18 protein-coding genes and 1 riboswitch are annotated in these 22,611 nt (G+C 44.8%); of the genes, 11 read left to right on the top strand and 7 right to left on the bottom strand.

Annotated elements, in window-relative coordinates; all coding sequences use genetic code 11:
- Positions 1 to 151 precede the first annotated feature (151 nt).
- The 7 genes from JOC95_RS01515 to JOC95_RS01545 all read left to right on the top strand — a co-directional run bounded on the left by JOC95_RS01515 (position 152) and on the right by JOC95_RS01545 (position 10,740).
- Positions 152 to 1,252, top strand: a complete 1,101-nt coding sequence (locus JOC95_RS01515) for an SGNH/GDSL hydrolase family protein (RefSeq protein ID WP_204412748.1) — start codon at positions 152 to 154, stop codon at positions 1,250 to 1,252.
- Between the two features lie 337 nt (positions 1,253 to 1,589).
- Entirely contained in the window at positions 1,590 to 3,575 is a 1,986-nt protein-coding gene (locus tag JOC95_RS01520) for a PAS domain S-box protein (protein ID WP_204412749.1), read from the top strand.
- Between the two features lie 160 nt (positions 3,576 to 3,735).
- The gene (locus JOC95_RS01525) at positions 3,736 to 5,121 is read left to right on the top strand and encodes a Glu/Leu/Phe/Val family dehydrogenase (RefSeq protein WP_204412750.1); all 1,386 of its coding nucleotides are present in this window, start codon (positions 3,736 to 3,738) and stop codon (positions 5,119 to 5,121) included.
- Between the two features lie 265 nt (positions 5,122 to 5,386).
- Positions 5,387 to 6,400 (top strand): UDP-glucose 4-epimerase GalE, encoded by a 1,014-nt coding sequence (gene galE / locus JOC95_RS01530; RefSeq protein WP_204412751.1) that lies wholly within the window; start codon positions 5,387 to 5,389, stop codon positions 6,398 to 6,400.
- A 217-nt stretch (positions 6,401 to 6,617) separates the two neighbouring features.
- Complete coding sequence (locus JOC95_RS01535; RefSeq protein ID WP_204412752.1) at positions 6,618 to 9,233, top strand: leucine-rich repeat domain-containing protein; 2,616 nt, start codon at positions 6,618 to 6,620, stop codon at positions 9,231 to 9,233.
- 168 nt (positions 9,234 to 9,401) lie between these two features.
- Complete coding sequence (locus JOC95_RS01540) at positions 9,402 to 9,809, top strand: hypothetical protein (RefSeq protein WP_204412753.1); 408 nt, start codon at positions 9,402 to 9,404, stop codon at positions 9,807 to 9,809.
- A 160-nt stretch (positions 9,810 to 9,969) separates the two neighbouring features.
- The gene (locus tag JOC95_RS01545; RefSeq protein WP_204412754.1) at positions 9,970 to 10,740 is read left to right on the top strand and encodes a metal-dependent hydrolase; all 771 of its coding nucleotides are present in this window, start codon (positions 9,970 to 9,972) and stop codon (positions 10,738 to 10,740) included.
- 105 nt (positions 10,741 to 10,845) lie between these two features.
- Here JOC95_RS01545 and JOC95_RS01550 read toward each other — a convergent pair whose 3' ends face one another.
- Positions 10,846 to 12,072 (bottom strand): DUF5667 domain-containing protein, encoded by a 1,227-nt coding sequence (locus JOC95_RS01550; protein ID WP_204412756.1) that lies wholly within the window; start codon positions 12,070 to 12,072, stop codon positions 10,846 to 10,848.
- 78 nt (positions 12,073 to 12,150) lie between these two features.
- A riboswitch (cyclic di-GMP riboswitch) is annotated at positions 12,151 to 12,240 on the bottom strand.
- Between the two features lie 315 nt (positions 12,241 to 12,555).
- On the opposite strand from JOC95_RS01550, the gene JOC95_RS01555 reads away from it, so the two are divergent.
- The 4 genes from JOC95_RS01555 to JOC95_RS01570 all read left to right on the top strand — a co-directional run bounded on the left by JOC95_RS01555 (position 12,556) and on the right by JOC95_RS01570 (position 15,567).
- Complete coding sequence (locus tag JOC95_RS01555; protein ID WP_204412762.1) at positions 12,556 to 13,275, top strand: CBS domain-containing protein; 720 nt, start codon at positions 12,556 to 12,558, stop codon at positions 13,273 to 13,275.
- Positions 13,276 to 13,437: 162 nt separating this feature from the next.
- Positions 13,438 to 14,046 carry a DedA family protein gene (locus JOC95_RS01560; protein ID WP_204412763.1) on the top strand — a complete coding sequence of 203 codons (609 nt, stop codon included), beginning with the start codon at positions 13,438 to 13,440 and terminating at the stop codon, positions 14,044 to 14,046.
- A 109-nt stretch (positions 14,047 to 14,155) separates the two neighbouring features.
- Positions 14,156 to 14,707, top strand: a complete 552-nt coding sequence (locus tag JOC95_RS01565) for a sigma-70 family RNA polymerase sigma factor (RefSeq protein ID WP_204412764.1) — start codon at positions 14,156 to 14,158, stop codon at positions 14,705 to 14,707.
- The gene (locus JOC95_RS01570) at positions 14,692 to 15,567 is read left to right on the top strand and encodes a hypothetical protein (protein WP_204412765.1); all 876 of its coding nucleotides are present in this window, start codon (positions 14,692 to 14,694) and stop codon (positions 15,565 to 15,567) included. The genes JOC95_RS01565 and JOC95_RS01570 overlap by 16 nt, the downstream gene beginning before the upstream one ends.
- Before the next feature lie 87 nt (positions 15,568 to 15,654).
- Here the strand turns inward: JOC95_RS01570 and JOC95_RS01575 are convergent, their stop codons facing one another.
- From JOC95_RS01575 to JOC95_RS01600, 6 genes are all read right to left on the bottom strand, one after another.
- Positions 15,655 to 16,788: a M20/M25/M40 family metallo-hydrolase gene (locus JOC95_RS01575; RefSeq protein WP_204412766.1), complete on the bottom strand. Its 1,134-nt coding sequence runs from the start codon at positions 16,786 to 16,788 to the stop codon at positions 15,655 to 15,657.
- 130 nt (positions 16,789 to 16,918) lie between these two features.
- Complete coding sequence (locus JOC95_RS01580) at positions 16,919 to 17,959, bottom strand: ABC transporter ATP-binding protein (RefSeq protein WP_275580509.1); 1,041 nt, start codon at positions 17,957 to 17,959, stop codon at positions 16,919 to 16,921.
- The gene (locus tag JOC95_RS01585; protein WP_204412768.1) at positions 17,960 to 18,940 is read right to left on the bottom strand and encodes an oligopeptide/dipeptide ABC transporter ATP-binding protein; all 981 of its coding nucleotides are present in this window, start codon (positions 18,938 to 18,940) and stop codon (positions 17,960 to 17,962) included.
- 15 nt (positions 18,941 to 18,955) lie between these two features.
- Positions 18,956 to 19,888: an ABC transporter permease gene (locus JOC95_RS01590; RefSeq protein ID WP_239582651.1), complete on the bottom strand. Its 933-nt coding sequence runs from the start codon at positions 19,886 to 19,888 to the stop codon at positions 18,956 to 18,958.
- 16 nt (positions 19,889 to 19,904) lie between these two features.
- Positions 19,905 to 20,822: an ABC transporter permease gene (locus tag JOC95_RS01595; RefSeq protein ID WP_204413416.1), complete on the bottom strand. Its 918-nt coding sequence runs from the start codon at positions 20,820 to 20,822 to the stop codon at positions 19,905 to 19,907.
- 69 nt (positions 20,823 to 20,891) lie between these two features.
- Positions 20,892 to 22,463: an ABC transporter substrate-binding protein gene (locus JOC95_RS01600; protein ID WP_204412770.1), complete on the bottom strand. Its 1,572-nt coding sequence runs from the start codon at positions 22,461 to 22,463 to the stop codon at positions 20,892 to 20,894.
- Positions 22,464 to 22,611 lie beyond the last annotated feature (148 nt).

Here is a 22,611-nt window from a genome sequence, read left to right on the forward strand (position 1 = left end):
AACAGTTTTTGGAGGATTTCTCCTTTTTTATTTACATATATGGAAGATGACTCCATAATAAGAGATAGTCATCCATTTGTAAAGTTAATAATCTAAAAATTCTGAAACCAGTTCTAAAGGATTAGATCATGATAATAGCAAAGGAGTGGTAATGAAAATGGAAAAAAATACAGCAGTAACAAAGCATGATCCGAATATGCGACACGGGGAATTGAACGGCCACCGCATACTGTGGCATGATCCAAAAGACACACCATTTCAGGTAAACGGCTTTGCCTGGTTTGAGAAAGAAAATAGCTATCGCAGACTACCTAGTCAGCCAGCATGGGAAATCCGTCAAGCCGTGGATGAATTATCCAACCATACATCAGGCGGCCAAATCCGCTTCAAGACCAACGCCAAAGTCCTCGCAGTCAAAGTCAAGCTGACAGCCAAAGCCGACATGAGCCATATGCCTGCCTCCGGACAATGCGGCTTCGACTGCTATATCGGAAATCCTGGTAAAAAACATTTTATTAACATAACAAGATATGACCATACCCAACAGGAATACGAACTCACCTTCTTTGAACGCACAGAAACCACACCCCTGCCCATCACACTGAACTTCCCTCTTTACCAAGGTGTGGAAGAAGTGTTGGTAGGCGTAAACCAAGATGCTCAAATTTCACCTCCTCCACCTTATGACAGTCAAAAAAAGATCATCCTATATGGGACCTCCATCCTCCAGGGCGGCTGCGCCTCAAGGCCCGGGATGTCATATAGCAATATAATGAGTAGAAAAATAAATTTGGAATTTATCAATCTCGGATTCTCCGGTAACGGGCAAGGCGACTCTAACCTCGCCAAACTGATCAGCACCATCGAAGATCCCGCCTGCCTCGTCCTTGATTACGAACCGAATTGCATAAGTACTGAAAAATACAAGGAAACGTTGCCCGCCTTCATCCGTATTTATCGCAAAAAACATCCTTTTATCCCGATAGTGGTGGTTTCGAAATTCCCATATGCCGGTGAAGCAGTGAATCCACAACTCAAAGTCGACCGGCTGGAACGTTTAGTATTCCAGAAAAACTTAATTCAACAGCTTCAGTCAGATGGAGATCGCAAAATCATCTTTGTGGACGGCACCGACATGCTCGGAAACCATACCAACGAGGGCACCGTCGATGGTGTCCACCCCAACGACCTTGGGTTTATGGCCATGGCTGAGAAAATGTTGGAAGTTTTGCAGGGGGTGCTTGGGGAATAAAGAAGGGTTTCCTGAGCTAATAAACTCCAAACGGATACTACAGATCGTGAATCCCCTACGTTGAAAAATCAATCGAATTCGCACAAAAAATTGGATTTACGCTCAAAAACCACTGGGATATGCACAAAAGCTACCTTACCATGCTCTAAATCACAGTCCCGTAGCCGCACTATCTGACCTGAATGCAAAATGTCCCTTTTCGGATGCGCCAACACTCTTTTGCAACTCTTTTAAATAATGGAAATATATCTATTTACAAAATATAGATATATTTCTAATTAATATTTATAATAAAGTAATACATTGCAAAAATAATTGGTAGAAAAGAAGGATACTTATGAGAATAGAAGAGAAATTCCAGTTTTTCTTTGAACATATGGTAGACATGGTTTTTTTGGTGGAATGGAAGGAAGATAGTTTCTGGTATAAGTATGTGAACGCCTCTGCACAGCAAAAGCTTGTTGTTGAAATGATAGGAAGAAAGTTGGAAGACGTATTGCCTGCTTCCACCTATGAACTCCTTCACCAGCACTACTCTGTCTGTGTAGAAAAAATGGAGTCGGTCAGTTATTCGGACCTTAACCTGTTTGTACCGGACATGCCTGCTTCGGAAACTACCTTGACTCCCATTAAAGATGGGGATCACATATACGTGCTTGCCATCACAAAAAATGTGAATGAACTGAAGAAAAAAGCCGAAGATTATCTTTTCTTGAACTCCCTTGTAGCAAACACTGTGGATGCAATGATGGTGGTAGATACAAATAGCAATATATTAAAAATCAATAATGCCTTTGAAAAACAGTTCGGTTGGACCAAGTCTGAAATGATCGGCAAACACTGGAAGGACTTCCCTTTCTCATCTGAAAAATTGAAAGCGCAAACAGAAGAAACGATCCGGAAGCTTCAAGACCGTCACTCAGTTATGCCTATGGAAACAATCCGCTTAACGAAAGATGGGCAAACCATTCATACCTCTGTCAGCTATTCGCCGATATTCGATAAGGAAGGGAACGTAGCAGCCGTCTCCATGATCTATCGCAACATCCAGCATCTGCGAGAATTGGAGGCAAAGCTTGCTGAAAGCAAAGATGCTTACAAGTCCCTTTTTTCCTATCATAAAAATGCGATATTGATGATTGACTCAAAAGGTCTTATTACCAACGTTAATGATGCATGTGAAGACTTGACCGGATACAAAAAGGAACTGATTGTCGGTGTGGACTTCAAGGAGTATGTGAACAAGGAACTCCGATTGCCGAACGACCCAATCCAGCAGGCACTTGATGGGCATGTCACCAGTTATGAAATTGAGTTTCCCCATTTAAAAGGAAACATGCTGTATTTTTATGTGACACATGTCCCGATCATCATTAAAGGAGCTGTGACAGGTAGCTATATCATTGCACAGGACATAACAGAAAAGAAAGAAATGGAGCGTGCCTTGAAGGATAGTGAAGAAAAATTCCGTTTGATAACAGAGCATTCATCCGACCTGATCAAGGTTGTGGATAAGTCTGGTACCGTTTCTTATGCGTCCCCGTCCTATCGGAACCTTCTGGGAACGGATTATGAAAAAATGATCGGCAAGTACATGACATACGGTGTCCATGAAATGGATCATGCCTTATTGATGGCCAACCTTCAAAAGCTGCAGGGTACCAAACATCCTGTACAGATGGAATTTAGATATCTCGACCAGTCAAATGAGGAGATATGGGTGGAAGTGAACGCGACTTCGATTGCAGGTAATGGGGACTTTGATCAGATTGTCCTGACAGGCCGGATCATTTCTGAACGCAAGCAGCTGCAGGAGATGCTCACCTATCAGGCATACCATGACAGTCTCACCAGCCTTCCAAATCGGCGCCTGCTGGAGCGATCCCTAGAATCAGCTATAGACGATGCAATAAAAAATAATGGAAAACTGGCACTCTTGTTTATGGACTGCGACAACTTCAAGCAGATAAATGATACATATGGCCACGACCTTGGAGACATGGTTTTAGTAGAGCTCTCAAAACGATTGTCTAAATGTGTCCGCTCGGAGGATACTGTTGCACGATTAGGCGGGGATGAATTTGTCATCCTGATTAAACATGTTGAAAACATAGAACATGTGAATAATATGGCCGAGCGGATCCAGACATTCCTGCAAAAACCTTATTGGATTGAAGGCAAACAAATAAAGGCTACCACTTCCATCGGAATATCGATTTTCCCAGAAAACGGCACGACCATTAAACAACTCTTCCGAAGAGCCGACCAGGCGCTTTACCAGGTCAAAAACAACGGACGCAACGACTACCAATTATTCTCATAATACTCCCAAGGGGCCAGACCCCTGTGGGAGTTTTTTAATAAGTTTCTTCATATCGAACATAGGGTAACTTTTTAATAGACTAATATATCGGTCAGCAATCACTAAATACTGCATCCAAAAATGTTATACTATGGAAAAAGCTACTGGAGGGATTATGTTAATGTCCAATCAAACCCGTCAAATAGTCCAAGACTCATTGAATGCGCTGCTCAAGGATTCCGCATTCCTTCCCGAACTGAAGGAGGAAGCAAGGGAAACAGCCTTCACTTCCCTGGGCGCCATCCTTTCCACCCCCAACCATGTACATAAATCATTCCTTCGCATCGCGCTGGAAAATGGAAGCGTTGTCAGAATCCCAGCTTTCCGTGTCCAGCATAATAATGCACTCGGGCCATATAAGGGCGGGATCCGTTTCCATGAGAGCGTCAACGAGGATGAAGTGATCAATCTTGCTTCCCTTATGACCTTGAAAAATGCACTCCACGACGTTCCTTATGGCGGAGGAAAAGGCGGAATCATCCTCGACCCGCGCTCCTTTACCGAAAAAGACCTGCATCTCATCTGTAAAAAATATGTCCAGTATTTCAGCGACATCATCGGGCCTGACAAGGATATTCCGGCACCGGATGTTGGATCTGGTGAAAGGGAAATGGACTGGATGATGGCTGAGTACAAAAGCATCCGTCCGGGTCAGCCCTATAAAGGAAGCTTCACCGGAAAAAGTGTCGTAAACGGTGGCTCGCTCGGGCGGCGGGAAGCTACAGGCAAGGGTGTCTATTTCACCTTCCGATACATGCTGCATGATTTCATGAGAGATCAACGAAAATTTCTATCAGGCGCAAGCAATGACAACATCTTCGCCAAAGCGGCACTTCAATACGAAAATCGTCCGTTGAAGATCGCTGTACAGGGCTTTGGTAATGTAGGTTCCGTTGCAGCGCTTGAGGCCTATCAATGTCAGTACCTGGAGAACAAGGTGGTTGCCGTGAGCGACCGAAACGTGACACTCTTCAATTCAGATGGTTTGGATATACCTGCCCTCGTCCGATTCAGCTCCCTTTATAAGGGCGACCTGCCTACGACGGACGAACAGCTCATGGAAGCAGGCGTAAAGGCGGAAATCCAGGACCGCAGCAAGGTGCTCTATCTAGACGTTGATGTGCTGATACTTGCAGCACTCGAGGACCAGATCCACCTTGATAATATGGACAAAATAAAAGCCGGAATCATCGTAGAAGGCGCAAACGCCCCAGTCACAAGCGAGGCAGACCAATACCTCAGCGACAAAGGCGTCATCATCGTGCCTGACATACTTGCCAATGCAGGCGGGGTCATCGTGTCTTACTTTGAATGGATGCAGGGCAGGGAAACACAGTTCTATAGCGAGTCTGAGGTGTATGAACTGTTGTACAAAAAGATGAAGACCACCATGGACACCATTCTTCCAGCTTTTTTTGGAGACCCGTTTCCGCTGAGGCAGAATTGTTATATCCATTCGGTGATGAAGCTATCCACTGTGCTGTTTAGGCAAGGGAAGTTGTATTAAGCGTATATAAATATATGAGCTGACTCCGACCATTTTTATTTGTTTTATGGCCGGGGTTCTTTTTCTCTTTACCTAATCTTCTCTCCCCTTCAAAATCAAACAATTTCCGAGGAAATTAGCCATTATATTCATATACCGACATCATTTCTCGACACTCTGTGAGTACATCCTGTTATTAATAGTTGTAATATATATTTACTGTAATTAGAATACTGGTATATGTTAATATATAGAAGTGCTTTATAAAAGAGGAGGATCATATAACATGGCTATTTTAGTTACGGGTGGTGCAGGCTACATTGGTAGTCACACTTGTGTTGAGTTATTAAATGCAGGATATGAGGTTGTAGTAATGGACAACCTTTTAAATAGTAAATATGAATCTATTAAGCGTGTGCAAGAAATTACAGGGAAAGATGTTAGATTTTACGAGGCAGATTTATTAAAAATAGAAGATATTGAAAAGATTTTTACGGAAAACTCCATTGAGGCTGTTATTCACTTTGCTGGACTGAAAGCAGTAGGAGAATCCGTTCAAAAACCTCTTTATTACTATCATAATAACATTACAGGGACTCTTTTATTATGTGAAGTAATGAAAAAACACGGTGTTAAGAACTTGGTGTTCAGTTCCTCTGCAACGGTTTACGGAATGCCAGATACGGTTCCGATTTCTGAAGATTTTCCACTTAGTGCAACAAACCCTTATGGACAATCAAAATTAATGATTGAGGAAATATTACGTGATCTATATGTTTCCGATAATGAATGGAGCATTTCCTTATTGCGTTATTTCAATCCCATCGGTGCACATGAGAGCGGCCGTATTGGAGAAGATCCAAATGGAATACCGAACAACTTGATGCCTTTCATCACACAAGTGGCAATTGGTAAACTTCCACAGCTGCAAGTTTTCGGTAACGACTATTCTACAATTGATGGTACCGGAGTTCGAGACTATATTCATGTAGTGGATTTGGCAAAAGGTCACCTGAAAGCCTTGGAGAAGACCACCACTACTTCAGGGACACACGCTTATAATTTAGGTACAGGACAAGGTTATAGTGTATTGGAAATGGTGACAGCTTTTGAAAAAGCTTCCGGGAAAGAGGTTCCTTATCGTATAGTTGATCGCAGACCTGGAGACATTGGAGAATGTTACGCAGACCCTACTAAATCAAAAAACGAGTTAAATTGGACTGCAGAAAAAGGCTTGGATGAGATGTGCAGGGATTCATGGAAATGGCAAGAGAATAATCCAAACGGTTTTGAGAGCTAATTTTTTCACTTATTTATATTTATAAAGGGCCTGCCCCCTACCGATTTATAGCGGTAGGGGGCAGGCCTCTTTATATACCTTTTACGAATCTGTCAATCAAATAATTTACATTTTTTATAAATAAATTACATAAAAAGTAATTCCCTAAAACGAACAAAGAGAGTATAATCATTTTGTTATGTAAGGTATTTTAATAGAAATGGGGGATTGGTTTTAGTTGAAAAAGTATTTTTGGCTAAACTTATGTGTAGTATTTACCTTACTACTTTCATTATTAAGTCCAGCTTTAGCTGCTGCTGAGGTTACGGAGGAGCAAACTGGAGTATTACTAACGAAAGCGGTACAAACGGAAAATGGTGTTTCTCTCGAATGGGAAACAAGTAGTAATGATGACTTAACAAGCACTAAGCAAATTTTCACATTGGTAAAAAACGGTCAAAACGAGGTTATCAATCCTGAAAAATCAGAACAACAATCAACAGAAACAAAACAAGTTTATACTTTCGTAGATGGTATAGATGAGGTAAATGAAGATATTGAATATCAGGTTGTATGGAATATAGATAATGTAAATGTACACAGTAATACTTTATCTGTTGTACACGACGAAACGCAGAAAGAAGAGAATCCATCTGGAACAGAAGAAGAAACTGAAGAGGAAGAAGCTGAACCAGTTACAAAAAAAGAAGCAGCTTTGCAAGAGGATTCAGAGGAAATTATCGATGAATCTTTTTTAGAAATAGAAAAAATGCTTGTTAATGAAAATTCCTTTACTGTAACTTGGTATGGTCATGTGGAAGACAGCAAAGGAAGATTGGCAAAATACGAACTATATTTGGATGGAACTCTTGTAAAATCCGGTGGAATCAATTTTGCCGAATATCAGTTTACAAAATTACAAGCGAACACAACCTATGATGTGACAGTAAAAGCTTTAAATTCTTCAAACGAAGTATTATTGGAAAAATCCATTGAGGTTACCACATTCCCTGCACCATCCGGGAAAATTGCTTCGTTTGCGGATAAGAACTTAGTACAGGCCATCAAAGATCAATTAGGTGTAACAAGAGACATTTATGAGAGTGATGTTCAAAACCTGACAGTTCTTTATGCAGCAGACTACGGTATAAAAAGCATTTCAGGATTGGAAAAAGCAGTTAATCTTGAAGCTGCGCACCTATTTTATAATGAAATCTCAGATTTAACGCCCCTAACTAATCTTACTCATCTAGTAGAGTTGGATTTGGAAGGAAATACATTTACTAATATCGCCCCTTTAAAGGGCTTAACAAATCTCTCTATCCTATGGTTATCCGATAACAAAATTTCATATATCCAAGATTTATCAGATTTGACGAAGTTGGAGTATCTATATTTAGATCGTACCAACATCTCCAATATTGATACATTACTTCTTCTACCGAACCTAACTCACGTCACTTTGTCAGAAACAGATATTGATTTGACGGAAGGGTCTCCTGCTTGGGAGGTACTAAACGTTTGGAAGGAAGCAGGCGTTTACGTTGATATTTTAGAAGAAGAGATGGAGCCTTACTTTGAAGCATATGCAGAGGGTACTTCAGAGGAAAGTATTTTCCTAACATGGTATCACTACTTCCATGATGAAGAGGAAGACTCTTATCTTGAAAACTATAATTATATTGTCTATGTGAATGGGGAAAAATATACAGAAACAAATGAATCCTATTTGTTATTTACGGACTTGGAAGTAGAAACAGAATATGAATTCAAGGTTGAAATGTATAGTGAAGCAGGAGAATTTCTTTTTGATGCAACGACAACTGCCAGTACGCTTGGACTGCCGACAGGTGACATCGTTACGATCGCTGATGAGGGATTAGAAGAGGCTATTCGCCAAAACCTATACTTACCAGACCGTGAAATCTATCAATCAGATATGGAGCGTCTTCAGTATCTCTATGCTGCATACTTGAATATTGAAGATCTCTCAGGCTTGGAGTATGCCACTAACTTAATGATGTTGGACTTGGAAGAAAATTCTATTGAAGACATAACAGCATTAAAGAATTTGACTTTACTAACTTACTTGAATCTAGCTAATAACCCTATTGAGGACATCACAGTTCTAGAATCACTCCCAGGGCTGGAATTCCTTAATCTACATGCCACTCCAGTCACTGATATTAGCGTATTATTGACTTTGGAATATCTATATCAGGTCACCCTATTCGATATGTCGAATCTTACATTCGAAGAAGAAACTCCTGAGTTGGAAGTTGTCCAGGAACTTCTTAATAGAGGTGTAGAGGTATTTCTTAATGAAGAAGACTATATTGGTGTCTCTCCAATCAACATCAATGTACTGGATGTAACAGAAAACAGCATTGAAATTGATTGGATGTATGAAGGTGAAGAAGAAGTTGCCTATTATGAAGTTATTGTTGATCAAGAGGTTGTAGATACAGTTGAAGAAGGTTACTATCACTTTACTGATCTCCTGTCAGACTCTTCCTATGATATCACAGTAGTTGCTTTTGATGGAGATGGCTTCTTGTTAGGCCAGAGCGAAATCAGCGTTACCACCTTAGCAAAAAATGTAGAGGAAGATGATGATGTAGAAGAAGCACCAGGTGAAACAGATCCAAAAGAAGAGGATAAAGCACCTGAAGCTAAACCTGTTGACGATACAAAAGAAGACACAACAAAAGAAGACACTGGAAAATCTTCTGAAAAAGGTAACAAGCTACCTGTAACTGCAACAAATACAATGAATTTTGTCCTGATTGGATTGGCTTTATTGTTTGTGGGAATAAGCGGTATGGTTGTTGCAAGACGAAAGAGATTAGCTTAATTAAGATAAATTGTAATGATAGGGTTCTCCTTCACGACTTTTTAGTTGTGAAGGAGGACCCTTTAACTACACAAAAATATTTTTTAAACCTTTGACGTTATCGGACACTCCCTCATTTTCATATGATTAAACAATTGTCGTTAACAGAATATGTAAGGGAGCGATGAGATGAAAAACAAGCGTGGGTGCCTGCTTGGACTGTTCCTGCTCATTGGTCTGATGGTAGGTTGTTCAGAAGAAACAAGCGAGAAAAAAGGTATAGGTTATATTGAAATCGGAATAGGTCGTGATGAGGAAATGGAGGTTGCGGACGTAACCGATACATTCACAGTTAATGATATTATTGCAGTAACCTATGGCCAGGATGAAGAACCGATAGGCGGCAGCGTGACATTTATCATTTTGAAAAAAATAGGAATCAATGAAGAAATCATTAATCAGTGGGAGGAACCTCTTGACCCAACCTGGACCTGGTTCTCCATCGAGATTTATCCTCCTGAAGAAGAAGGTGACTACATCCTTCGACTCGCCAGCGGAAGCGAACTCTTAGCGGAAAAGAGCTTTTCAGTAGAATAATGAGCAAACCTAATCCTATGCAACAAAAAAAGCATTGCCACAAAGCGATGCTTTTTTTTGTTGCACTTCAGTAAACACTATATTTATTTTTCACTGGTCTATCGCCTATAAAATTACATAAATATGATAAATGAAAATCACATAATAAAGGAGCATGTATATGAAAATTACACGCTTAGGCCACTCATGCTTTGTCATTTCTACAAATAAGGGTAAAAACGTAATGGTAGATCCATTTTTGGGACAGAATCCTGCTTGCCCCAGGGAATTTCTGCAGGAAAAGTATTTGAAGAAGATAGACACAGTGTTTCTGACCCATGGACATTTTGACCATATTTCTGGGCTTTCGGAAGTTAAAGCAGCAAATCCAGAGGTGCTGGTGGTCGCCCAATATGAGCTTGCTCTCAAGCTGATGGGTGAGGGTTACAATGTTTTCCCATTGAACTACGGCGGTTCATATCGCGAGGACACATTCGAAGTAACGATGGTAAATGCTGTCCATACCTCTTCCTTTGGAGAAACTCAGGGTCCACCTGCCCTGGTTGGTCTGCCATGCGGCTATATACTGAATGTTTTCGGAGAAAAGGTCCTCTATATTTCCGGAGATACGAATGTGATGGCGGACATGAAAATCATCCAGGACATCTATCACCCAACAGTAGCCATCCTAGCTTGCTCCGGCCAATTTGTGATGGGCGTACGGGAGGCTACATATGCACTGAATAACCTACTTGCTGTGGAAAAAGTCATCCCATGTCACACCTTCCCTAAAGTGGATGAGTCCGCAAATCCTGAAATGATGGCAGGACTGGTAGAAGGATTCCCCGTCATTCAGTTCATGGTGGGGCAGGATCAGGAGCTGAAAGAAGCAATGGAAGGGACAGATGTGGAGGTTTGTGTGATGACCTATGGGGAGACACTTGAAATTTAGTAAAAAACAATAAAGTCCACCACCCTTTACTTGAAAAAGGGTGGTGGACTTTACTAAATTTACTCATCTAAAGAAAGAAAAACTGATCCTGTCTTGGGAAGACTATTACTCTCCATCGTCCTTCTTTCCTTTTCCATTCCCGTTATTGCCTTTATCTTTTCCTTTGCGCTCCTCTTTCTTATCTCCAACAGAGTCAGCTTTTTCTTTTTCTACTCCCTTTGTCTGTTCAGGAGCTTGCTCTTTCTTTTCGTTAGCTTTTTGCTGCCCATTATTTTTTGCTTCTTCAGCTTTTTGTTTTGCCTGTTCCTTATGCTGGTTCGCTTGCTCCTTATTCTTTTGGGCAACTGCAGGGATCACTGTGCTGACAGTCTCCTCAGATTCCGACTCTTCCTCTTCAGGAACTTCCACAACCTCTGTTTCCTCTGTCACTTCCGGCTGCTCTTCAGGTGCCGCTTCCTCGGTTTCTTCAACCGCTTCCTGTTCTTCTTCAGTTTCTTCCACCGGCTCTATTTTTGCTGCAAATTTTTCATGCTTCTTGTTCAAAACTTCTAATTTTTTTGTAAGCTTTTTGATTGCTTTGCTATCTTCCGCTTCAACGGCATCAGCCAGTGCCGCTTCGACATGGGCCAATTTTTTAGAAACGGCGGATTCCTTGATTTGAGCCATCGTGACATCAAGCTCTGTCATCAACGCTTCAAGATCAGACTCTCCATCCTCAACAAGGGCTACAATTTCCTCTACCGTTTTCCCGGAGATATCAGATAAGGAAATGATTTTAGCGATAACGCCATATCCGAATCCTTGTTCACGCAAGGATATCACTTGTTCGGTGTCATAGCCCATCACAACATTCGCTACAAGATAGGCTTTGTCCGTGATTTTTGTAACTTCCTCTTTTACTTCCTCTTCAAGCTGCTCCTCAATTTCCTCATCGATTTCCGCAGCTTCCTCAAGGTCTTCACTCAATTCTTCTTTTATTTCATCATCTATGTCCTCTTCTGTCACTGCTTCGGTTACTTTTTCCTCTGCATACTCCAACAGCGCCAGGTAATCCTCCACAAGTTCCTGAACGTACTCCTTCTTCTCTTCTTCAGTCATCGCTTCAGCCTCTGCCAGGCGCTCCTTTGCAAATTCAACCAAAAGCTTGGCCTCTTCTTCAGAGTTGAACGTAAAGGTCAGCTTCAAGTCCTCCCAAAGCTTGTCAAAAAAGTAGCTGAACTGGTCAGGTGTCGTACCCGCATCATTTGTCATGTTCTCCTCTGTGTTTGCATTAACCGATGTTCCCACCGTCAAAGTCAATGCCAGAGTTGTGGTTAAAATAAACTTCTTCATCTATTGCTCCCCCTTGAAACATGTTTCAATAAAAATCCATAAAAAAACAGCTAAACCGAAGAATAGCTGCCCGCGTGCTTCGGCAACTGGCTGGCATTTTTACATGAAGTAAAAGAAGCCCCTCTAGCTTTGCGTCCCTGCGTTTCCACAGGTTTGCCCTTTCGGATTCATATTGTTACCTCAAGTATAGATATTCACAGAATATTTTGGTAGATAAATTTACTCGAACTATAAAAGATAGGCCATTGGTAGTATGGGGGTGGGGGGTATAAGGTGCCTGACCCGCTCTGCGTTAATTGATTAAAGTGTTGTGGGGTCTGGCCCTCAAATTGTCTATCGCAGAATTTCTATTTTTGATGTTACTATTACAAATTCTCTAACCCAATTAGCATTTCCTTGAGAAAGTACAATTCCGATTGTCATTCTTTTCTAGTAATCTAGTATAATAGAATTATATTCCAAATGAAAAAGGAGTTACAGACTTTGAATACATCCTTTCAGCAATTGCTTTCCGAGCGTTTCGAAATCGCCTTTAACCAAATACATGGTTCCTTGAAAAAGCTTGCAAAAAACACAACGAATGATAAATTCAGTGCCCTCCTGCGCCTAAGCAGCCACCACCGCATGATTCAGGCCTTCCAGGACGAACTGTACCAATATGCCAAGCTTCGTAACGCACTCGTCCATGAAAAGAAGGCTGCGGGATACTACATAGCAGAACCGCATGAAGAGGTTGTCCAGCGCATCGAAAATATTTCGAAAACCCTCTCCAAGCCCAACTACGCGCTTTCCATCGCCTCAAAGGACGTCATCACCTTCGACTGGGAGGATGACCTGGATGACGTGATGAGTAAAATGAAGCAGTTCCCATTTTCCCAATATCCCGTATACAGGGAGAAGGAGTGCGTTGGACTTCTCACGACCAGAGGAATGGTCAACTGGATGACCGATCACGTAGCCAGCAGGATTGTCGACCTATCGGACATCAAAATCAGGGATGTCTTCCAATACGAGCAGAAGCACCCGATCACGTTCGCACCGAAGAACCTCAATATCCTCGAAGCGGAGGACATTTTCAAGGACTACCACCAGCAGAAGCAGGACCTGGAAATGATCATCATCACCGAAAACGGCAAACCCGAAGAAGTACCGCTCGGCGTTGTGACCGCCTGGGATATCATTGAGGTGGATTATGTGGTTTAGGGGACAGGTCCCTTGTCCCGCAATTCCGACGGGGACGTGGGGAAAGGTCACCCCGCTTTTTTTACACAACCCCTTATGTAAGCCAACGCCACCTTTAAAATTTGCAGTCCGCCCTCCCGATTCCATATAATAAAGAAATGTTATATTACGAGGAGAGCGAAAATGGAGCATTGGCTGACTGACATTATCAATGAATATGGATATATGGGAATCCTGTTTTTAATTGCACTGGAAAATATTTTTCCGCCAGTTCCATCGGAGGTGATCCTGACCTTCGGAGGCTTTGCCACAACCACATCAGGCCTGACCATCGGCGGTGTCGTCGCCGCTTCCACGGTCGGATCTGTCCTTGGTGCGATCGTTTTGTACGTAATCGGCCTGCAGCTCGATGTGGAAAGGTTGGAAAAGATCGTGGACCGCTATGGACATGTACTCCGCATCACGAGAAAGGATATCCATCGCGCCGATGCCTGGTTTGACAAATATGGGCCTTGGACGGTATTTTTATGCCGCTTCGTCCCGTTGATCCGCAGCCTTATTTCCATTCCGGCCGGGATGTCGAATATGAACTTTGGACTGTTCCTGCTTTTCACGACACTCGGGACGCTGATCTGGAATGTGGTGCTCATCTATCTTGGCGCATCAGTTGGGTCATCATGGGATACGATCGTGGAATATATGGATCTGTACTCCAAGTTCGTGTATGTATTGTTGGCTATTCTGTTTGTCGCGTTAATCTTTCTGTACATCAAGAAACGAAGAAAAAAATAAGGGGTCAGGCCCCTCCACTCACTCTACATATTGGAGTGAGTTTTTTTTTGCAAAAATTAAGGAACCCCCTCCCCCCTGGCGTCGTCTATAATGGGAAGGGAGGAGGAATATGGAAGCTATGGAAGAACATGAGATGTCTATTTCAAAGGAAAGTTTACTCGAAAGTCTGATTGAAGATTATGGAACCGAGCTCAAGCGAGTTGCTTATCTTTATGTGAAGGATCAGGCACTCGCCGAGGATATCATACAGGAAGTGTTTATCAGTTGTTACCATCACCTGGATTCATTTCGCCAGGAAAGCTCCTATAGGACGTGGCTGATGAGGATCACCGTCAACAAGTCCAAGGATGCTTTGAAGCGCTGGAGTTTCCGCAATTTCATTTCAAAGGCGGAAATTGAACCCGAGGTGCTCGAACAGAATACCCCTGAGTCGGCGACCGTGTCGGGGATGGAAAAAAAGGAACTGATTCAGGAGGTGCTGAAGCTTCCCATCAAACTGCGTGAGGTCATTATATTATTCTATTATAAAGATTTGTCCGTGGAAGAAATCAGCACAATCCTCCAACTGAACGAGAACACCATCAAGACCCGCCTTTTCCGGGCACGCGAAAAACTCAAGATAAAGCTGGAAAGGAGTGAAAATGCATGGAAAAGCAACTGAAGAATCTTAACAAAGACATGGATCAATTATTATTGAAAAATATTCAAGTTTCCTCGGAAGAGAAGAATAGAATCCTGCAGGGCATCCAAGCGAAAAAGCGCAGTAATAGCCCTATCGGCTACTATACCGCCCTAGTGGCGGCAGTAGCAATCATCTGCCTCTTCACCCTTTCCCAGCTGGACTTTTTGAAGAAGGATCCAGGGATGTCGGATGATGACCCTCCTATCGTTGAGCCACAGGAAGATGAGCCGGTAGAGGTGCCGGAGGTCGTCCCCGAAATCGAGGAGAAGGAATCGGACGTGTCGGTGGAGGAGACAAATGATTATACAAACACGCCTACCTTTTACATGGACGAAGTTGGTGCGTTTAAGCTTAATAAAACACGGAAAGAATTTAAACAAGGAATCGGTATAGGAGACAGCATGGCAAAAGTATTAGCAGTTTATGGAGATCCGAATGAACGATATGAAAACGATGTTAATCCGGACAGTGAGATATTTAAATATCGATCTGACATGATTGATTCCCTCACCATCATTTTCTCAGATGAGGAAGAACCTAAAGTAGAGTTCATCAACGCATTCTTAAAATACAATCCTATCGACCCTTTATCAATCCCTGCTGATTGGAGTGGCACGATTTTAGATTTGACCTCCAACCTTAATGTTTATGGAGAGAAGGAAATTTTGTTCTTTAAGAAGGAAGATAAGCTGTACAATGTAAAGTTGTTGAATAAAAGCAACCATCAGGATGAAAAGGCTACAAAAGAGGCTTATGATGCGAGAGAATTGTCTGTTGAGGAATATCTTGAAAGAGTCATAGAGAAAGCAGATGAAGGTGGAGCTGGAAAAGTATCGTGATACTGAATCACCCTGACTAGAAGTAAAAAGCAGCCTCCACTTTGGCAGGCTGCTTTTTTACATTTCTTCTAGATATGGATTGCCCACTCACTTCGACAACCGATCAATCGTCTTCGCCAAAAGCAAAGTCCGCTCCGGCAACGTCTTGATCTCCAAATACTCGTCCTCGCTATGGGCATTTCCCCCTACCGGGCCAAGGCCGTCGACAGTGGCGACTCCTGTTGCGGAGGTGAAAGATGCGTCAGATCCCCCGCCCGTTGCAGTGTCGAATACTTGAAGGCCGATTTCCTTTCCGACCTCTTCGATAAGGTGCAGCAGGGATTCCGTTTGCTTGTTCTTCTCCATCGGCGGGCGGCTGATGGAGCCTTTCAGGATGATCTGGGTGCCGGATACATCCGTGGTCGCGCAGATTTCCTTTATTTTTTCCTCGAGGTACTTGGCCTGGTGCATTTCCGAGATGCGGATGTCCACATGGGCGGTCGCGATTGGCGGAATGGTATTGATGGAAGAACCGCCTTCGATTAAGCCGACGTTGACACTGATGCCTTTGTCGTAATCGCTCAATGCGTTGAGTTGGATGACTTTATGTGCGAGCTCCTCGATCGCGCTCCTACCTTTTTGCGGCTCGATTCCGGAATGTGCCGCCTTCCCTTTTACAATCACGGTATAGGTTCCCCCGCCGCGTCTTGCTGAAACGAGTGACCCATCCTTTCTTGCCGGCTCCATGATGAGGGCGTATTCCTTGCCTTGGGATTTTTCCTCTATCAATGGCCGGGAAGTCGGGGATCCCACTTCTTCATCACTGTTCAAGATGATCAGCATGTTTTTATAGCTCTCACTTCCGGACTGCTGCAGGGCTTTGATGGCATATAAAAGCTCGACCTGACTTGACTTCATATCGACAACACCCGGTCCATAGGCTCTGTCCCCTTCTATCCTGAACGGGCGCTCGGCGGCTGTCCCGAGTGGGAATACGGTATCCATGTGGGCTACCAAAATGATTTTCGGATCGATTGCGTTCCTATGTTGGACAATCAGGTTATTGCCGTACTTCTCTTCTTCCCTCACCTCAACGGTAAAGCCCAGCTTTTCATATTCCTCTCGCAAAATGGCGCCTACGCGGTCGATTCCTTCCTTCACGTACGTCCCACTATCGATGTTCACCAGTTTCTCTATCAATTGAAGCATCTCTGCTTGGCTCTGCTGTAAATACGTCTCCACTCTCTGACATCTCCTTTAATTATTGCGAGTCCTCTAATCTTATATTATTCTAGTGCATGATTATGGTGTGCACTGTTGGGATGCGGGTCATTGGATGAGACGTGGGACCTGCCCCCCGGCTCCAAATCACTCACTGTTCCAAAATACCTGTCCCCATGCTACTACCAACTGCTAGCGGATAGTGGCATGCGACCATGTGCCCTGGATTTTTTTCGTGCAATTCAGGCACGTCCACTTTGCATTTGTCCTGTGCGTACACACACCTCGGGTGAAAGCGGCAGCCTGAAGGCGGATTGGCCGGGCTTGGCATGTCGCCTTCCAAGATGATGCGCTTTTTCTTATCCCTCAGGGTCGGGTCTGCTAAAGGCACGGCCGACAATAGCCCCTCTGTATAAGGATGTAGCGGTCCATCGAATAGCTGCTCCTTCGTGGTAACCTCGACCACCTTTCCAAGATACATGACGGCAATCCGGTCGCTGATATGCTTAACAGCAGGCAATCCGTGCGCAATAAAAATGAACGTCAGGTCGAATTCCTTCTGAAGCTTCACCATTAGATTCAGGATCTGGGCCTGGATCGACACATCGAGTGCGGATACAGGTTCGTCACATACCACAAGCTTCGGCTTCAAGGCAATCGCCCGCGCTATCCCGATCCGCTGCCGCTGCCCCCCGCTGAACTCGTGCGGAAACCGCCTTGCATAGGATCGGTCAAGGCCGACAACGTCCATCAGCTCGTGCACCATTTCTTTCAGCTTTTTCCCTTTTGCCACACCATGTGTGACAAGCGGCTCAGCAATAATATCAAAAACTCGCATTCTCGGATTCAACGAGGAGTAGGGATCCTGGAAGATCATCTGGATTTCTGCGCGCTTTTTCCGCAGTCGCTCCCCACTAAGCGTGCTTAGGTCCTCCCCCTCGAAAATGATTTCCCCCTCGGTCTTCTCGAGCAGCTGCATGATGAGGTTGCCTGTCGTGGACTTGCCACAGCCGGATTCCCCCACTATACCGAGCGTTTCACCCTTTTTTACTAGTAAGTCTATGCCGTCGACCGCTTTTAGGTACTGCTTATTTCTTTTCAAAAGACCTTCTGATACGTCAAAATATTTCTTCAGGCCTCTGACTTCCAACAGATATTCGTCTGCCTTTTCCATTACCTTCACTTCTGACATCTAGATGGCCACCTCTCCCTCTTCATTCAGCCAGCAACGGACCTTGTGCCCTGCGGACGTTTCCTCCAGTAGCGGCGCCTCGTGCATGCATTTCTCCATGGCATATGGACAGCGTGGCTGGAATCTGCAGCCCTTTGGCATGGCAGCAGGCGTCGGGACCGTGCCTTCTATCGTTAAAAGCTCTTCGTTCCGCTCATGAATTTTTGGCGTACTATCAAGCAACCCCTTCGTGTATGGGTGCTTCGGGCTGCTGAAAAGCGTGAACACATCGGTGTGCTCGACCACCTGGCCTGCGTACATGACTATGACGGTGTCGACCATTTCCGCCACCACGCCCAGATCATGGGTGATCAGCATAATGGATGTATCAAAGTCGCGGGTCAGACCCTTCATCAGTTCGAGAATCTGCGCCTGGATTGTCACGTCGAGCGCAGTCGTCGGTTCGTCCGCGATCAGTAGCTTCGGGTTGCAAGATAGCGCCATCGCAATCATGACCCGTTGCCTCATCCCGCCGCTCAATAGATGCGGATGCGAGGAATAGACCTTCTCCGGCCTCGGAATCCCGACCCGGCGGAGCATATCGATGCTTTTAATTTTTGCCTCCTGCTTGGAAGCCCCTTGATGCAATCTGATAGATTCAGAGATCTGATTCCCGACGGTAAATAACGGATTCAAGGACGTCAGCGGCTCCTGGAAAATCATCGCGATCTCGTTGCCGCGCAGCTTCCTCATCTCTTTTTTCGAGAGCTTGGTCAAATCCTTCCCTTCAAAAAGGATCGATCCCGCTTCAATGCTTCCCGTTGCCCCGATGAGCCCCATGATCGATAGGGAGGTCACGCTTTTTCCACAGCCGGATTCACCGACCACCGCGATCGTTTCCCCTTTTTTTATTGAAAAAGAAACACCGTCCACAGATGGGATGACTCCGTTCTCCGTCTTGAAATGGGTTTGCAGATCTTTCACTTCCAACAGTGTTGTCACGTTACAACCTCCCCTTTATTTGCGAGTAACGGAGCGCGGATCCAGGATGTCCCGGAGCCAGTCCCCAAGAAAAATGATGCCAAGAACCGTGATAGTGATGGCGACACCAGGAAAAGTGGCGAGCCACCAGCTTGTGGCAAGATAATCCCTGCCGTCACTCAGGATTCCGCCCCAAGAAATCGTAGGCGGCTGTATGCCAAGGCCAAGGAAGCTGAGCGACGCCTCCAGAATGATCGTCGTCGCGACACTCAAGGTAGAAATGACGATAAAAGGAGACACGACATTCGGCAGCAGGTGGCGCATGATGATCTTCGAGTGCCTGACCCCTATCGACCGGGCCGCTTTGACAAACTCGCGTTCCTTGATGGAGAGCACTTCCCCACGGACAAGCCGTGCGTAGGTGACCCAGTTGGTGATTCCAAGGACGATGATGAGCGTCGTCACACTCGGACCGAAAATACTTAAGATTACCAGTGCAAATAGAATGGTAGGGATCGCGAGAAAGGAATCTACTATTCTCATAAGCAGGTTATCGAGGAATCCCCCGAAATAACCGGCAATCAGCCCGATGAAAACACCGATAGCCCCCGCGAGCACCACGGCCGCAATTCCGACAAGCAAGGACACCTGTGAGCCATAGATGATGCGGCTCAGGATATCGCGTCCGAGATTATCCGTTCCGAGCAGGTATTCCGTCGTGCCCTCCTCCGCCCAGAACGGAGGCTTCAGCATCATCGCCGGATTGATAAGGTTAGGATCATGAGGCGCCAGCACCTTCGCAAAAACCGCAACGGCAATAACGCAAAAAACAATGATAAACCCGACCGTACCCGTTTTACTTCTTAACAGCATCCTTGCCCATCGGACGACGGGGCCTGTCCCCCTGTCCGCTCCACTTGTCACGGGCTGGTGGGACACGGGACCTGTCCCCATATTGATTTCCGCCATTTACATTCCCCTCCTTCTAGTTGTATTTGATTCTTGGGTCCAATACTTTGTATATTAGATCAGCTAGCAGATTCATTAAAATGACCATAAAGGCGATGACGAAGACGCTTGCCTGGACGATCGCCATGTCCCTTGTGTTGACGGCCTGTATCAGGAGCTGTCCGAGACCCGGCCAGGAAAAGATCGTTTCTGTGATCAGCGTCCCGCCCACTACGGTGGATGTCTGTAGGGCCGTGATGGTCACGACCGGAATCAAGGAGTTGCGCAATGCATGCTTGTTCACAACGAAAAAATCATGGATTCCTTTGCTTTTTGCTGTTCGGATATAATCCTGATTAAGGATCTCTAGCATGCTCGAACGGATCAGCCTTGTCATCTCTGCTGCAATCCCTGTGCCTAGGGTGATCGCCGGCAGCACCAAGTGCGCGAAAGTTCCCCGTCCTGAAACCGGAAGCCAACCGAGCGTCACGGAAAAAAGGAGAATCAGCATGATCCCAAGCCAGAAGTTCGGCATCGCCTTTCCAAGCACCGCTCCGCCTGTCGCGAGCAGATCAAGCGAGGAGTTCTGCTTTGTCGCAGACCAGATGCCAAGCGGGATGGCGATGACGATCGCGACAAACATCGCCGCTATGGCAAGTTCAAGTGTAGCCGGCAATCGCTCCAGCACCAGCGGCAGTGCGCTTGCATTGTAACGGAAGGAATCACCGAAGTCCCCCTGCAGAAGCCCCTGCATGTATGTAAAATATTGAATATGAAACGGCCTGTCCAATCCAAGTGAGGTACGCAGCTGATCGATGTCCTCCTGGCTGGCGTCTTCCGGCAGCATCAGGGCAACAGGGTCACCCGCTACGAAGACTAGGCAGAATACGATAAAAGAAATGATAAAAAGCACGGGTATGATTTGTAAAAGGCGTCGAACCAGGTATTTGCCCATCATTTCACTCCTTATGATGTAGAGGACCAGGGAATATTCCCCAGTCCTCCTTCAAGTCAGTGTAGGTTTTTATTTCTTTTTAATGGTAGGGACGTAGATCATTTCGTCCGGATTCGGGTCAAAGCTGATGCGGTCGCTGACACCGATGTTGATCTTTTCCTGATGAAGCATGATGTGCGGCACTTCCTCCGCTGCAATCTCTTCGATCTTCTGGATCTGCTTCTCACGTGATGCAGGATCCATATTTGTCGCAGATTCATTTAATAGTGCTTCGATTTCATCGTTTTTGTAGTCGGTCTCGCCTGCAAAACGCTCCGCTCTGTACCAATCAACAGAGTATGCTCCGTCAAACATGGAGTTACCAAGTCCTAATAGGTAAGCATCCTTGTTCTTCTTCGCCGATCGCATCTCTACGAAATTACTCCATTCCATGAATTCGATATTCACTTTTACATTGATCGCAGCAAACATGCCGGCAATCATTTCTGTGATTTCAGCATCCTGCAGGTAGCGGCCTTTCGGAGCGTGAAGCGTCATTTCAAAGCCATCTTCATAGCCTGCTTCTTTCAAAAGCTCCTTCGCTTTTTCGACGTCATAGTTGTAGGTATCGTGCAGATCCGGATTGTGCCCGAAGTTACCAGGGCCAACACGCGTACGGGTCGGCACCCCGCCGCCCTTCAGGACATTTTCCGTAATGGCTTTATTGTCGATTGCATAATCCAACGCTTGGCGGACACGGACATCAGAAGTCGGATAGCCTTCAGTTGAACGAAGGATCAGCATGATCGTACGGTTGGACGTCTCCTGCACGATGGATGTTCCATCATTGTCATTCACGCGGTCCCAATCAGCCGGCGGTACGTTGACAGCGATATCCACGCCACCAGTGAGAAGTTCGGAAACGCGAGTGGAGTTCTCCGGAATCACGCGGAATACCACTTCATCCCACTCTTCCACTTTGCCCTCATAGTAATTTTCGAACGGCGTCATCACGATGCGGTCATCCCTCACCCATTCCTTGAACTGGTAAGGCCCTGTCCCGACCGGGTTCTCCAAGAAATGGTCCCAGCCTTTTTCATTTATGTATTTGCTAGGCAACATTCCAGAACCCAAACGGGAAAGTCGGTGAAACAATGACGGCTCCGGTGCATGCGTCACTACTTTAAAAGTAAGATCGTCCACAATTTGGACTTCCTTGATCTGCTTATAGTTCGGATACTCCTTCAACGTATCATCAGTCGCAACACGCTCAAGCGTGAATTTTACATCCTCCGATGTCAATGGATCGCCGTTGTGGAAGGTAACTCCCTCTTTCAGCTTCATTTCCACTGTCAGGTCGTCGATTTGCTTGAATGTATCGACCAATTCAGGATGAATTTCCCCTTTTGCATCCTTTTTGAAAAGGTAATTGAACATATTGTCATGTACTGCCTCAGTGGACGTGTTGTTATGGTTGTGAATATCAAAACTCACAATATCCGTCCCCATCGCAATCGTCAACGTGCTGCTTTCATTTTCCGGAGTCTTTCCATCACTGTTGCCATCTGTCCCTGTTTTGCTATTGTTTGAACACCCTGCCACAAGTAAAGCCGTGATCGCCATAACCATCATGAAGCTCCAAATAGATTTCCTCTTTCTCATTCGTTATCCCCCTTAAATGTAATTAAATGAAGCTATAAGCTTTATAGAAAAACAAATAGAAAGCAGCATCCATTTGTTTACTCCCGTGTTCAGGTTTTCTGAATTCCATCACTTACTTAGCCAAGCTAAATAATATTTTCATAAAGAA

Origin of the sequence: Sutcliffiella tianshenii, from assembly GCF_016908565.1 — a bacterium.
GTDB lineage: Bacteria > Bacillota > Bacilli > Bacillales > Bacillaceae_I > Sutcliffiella_A > Sutcliffiella_A tianshenii.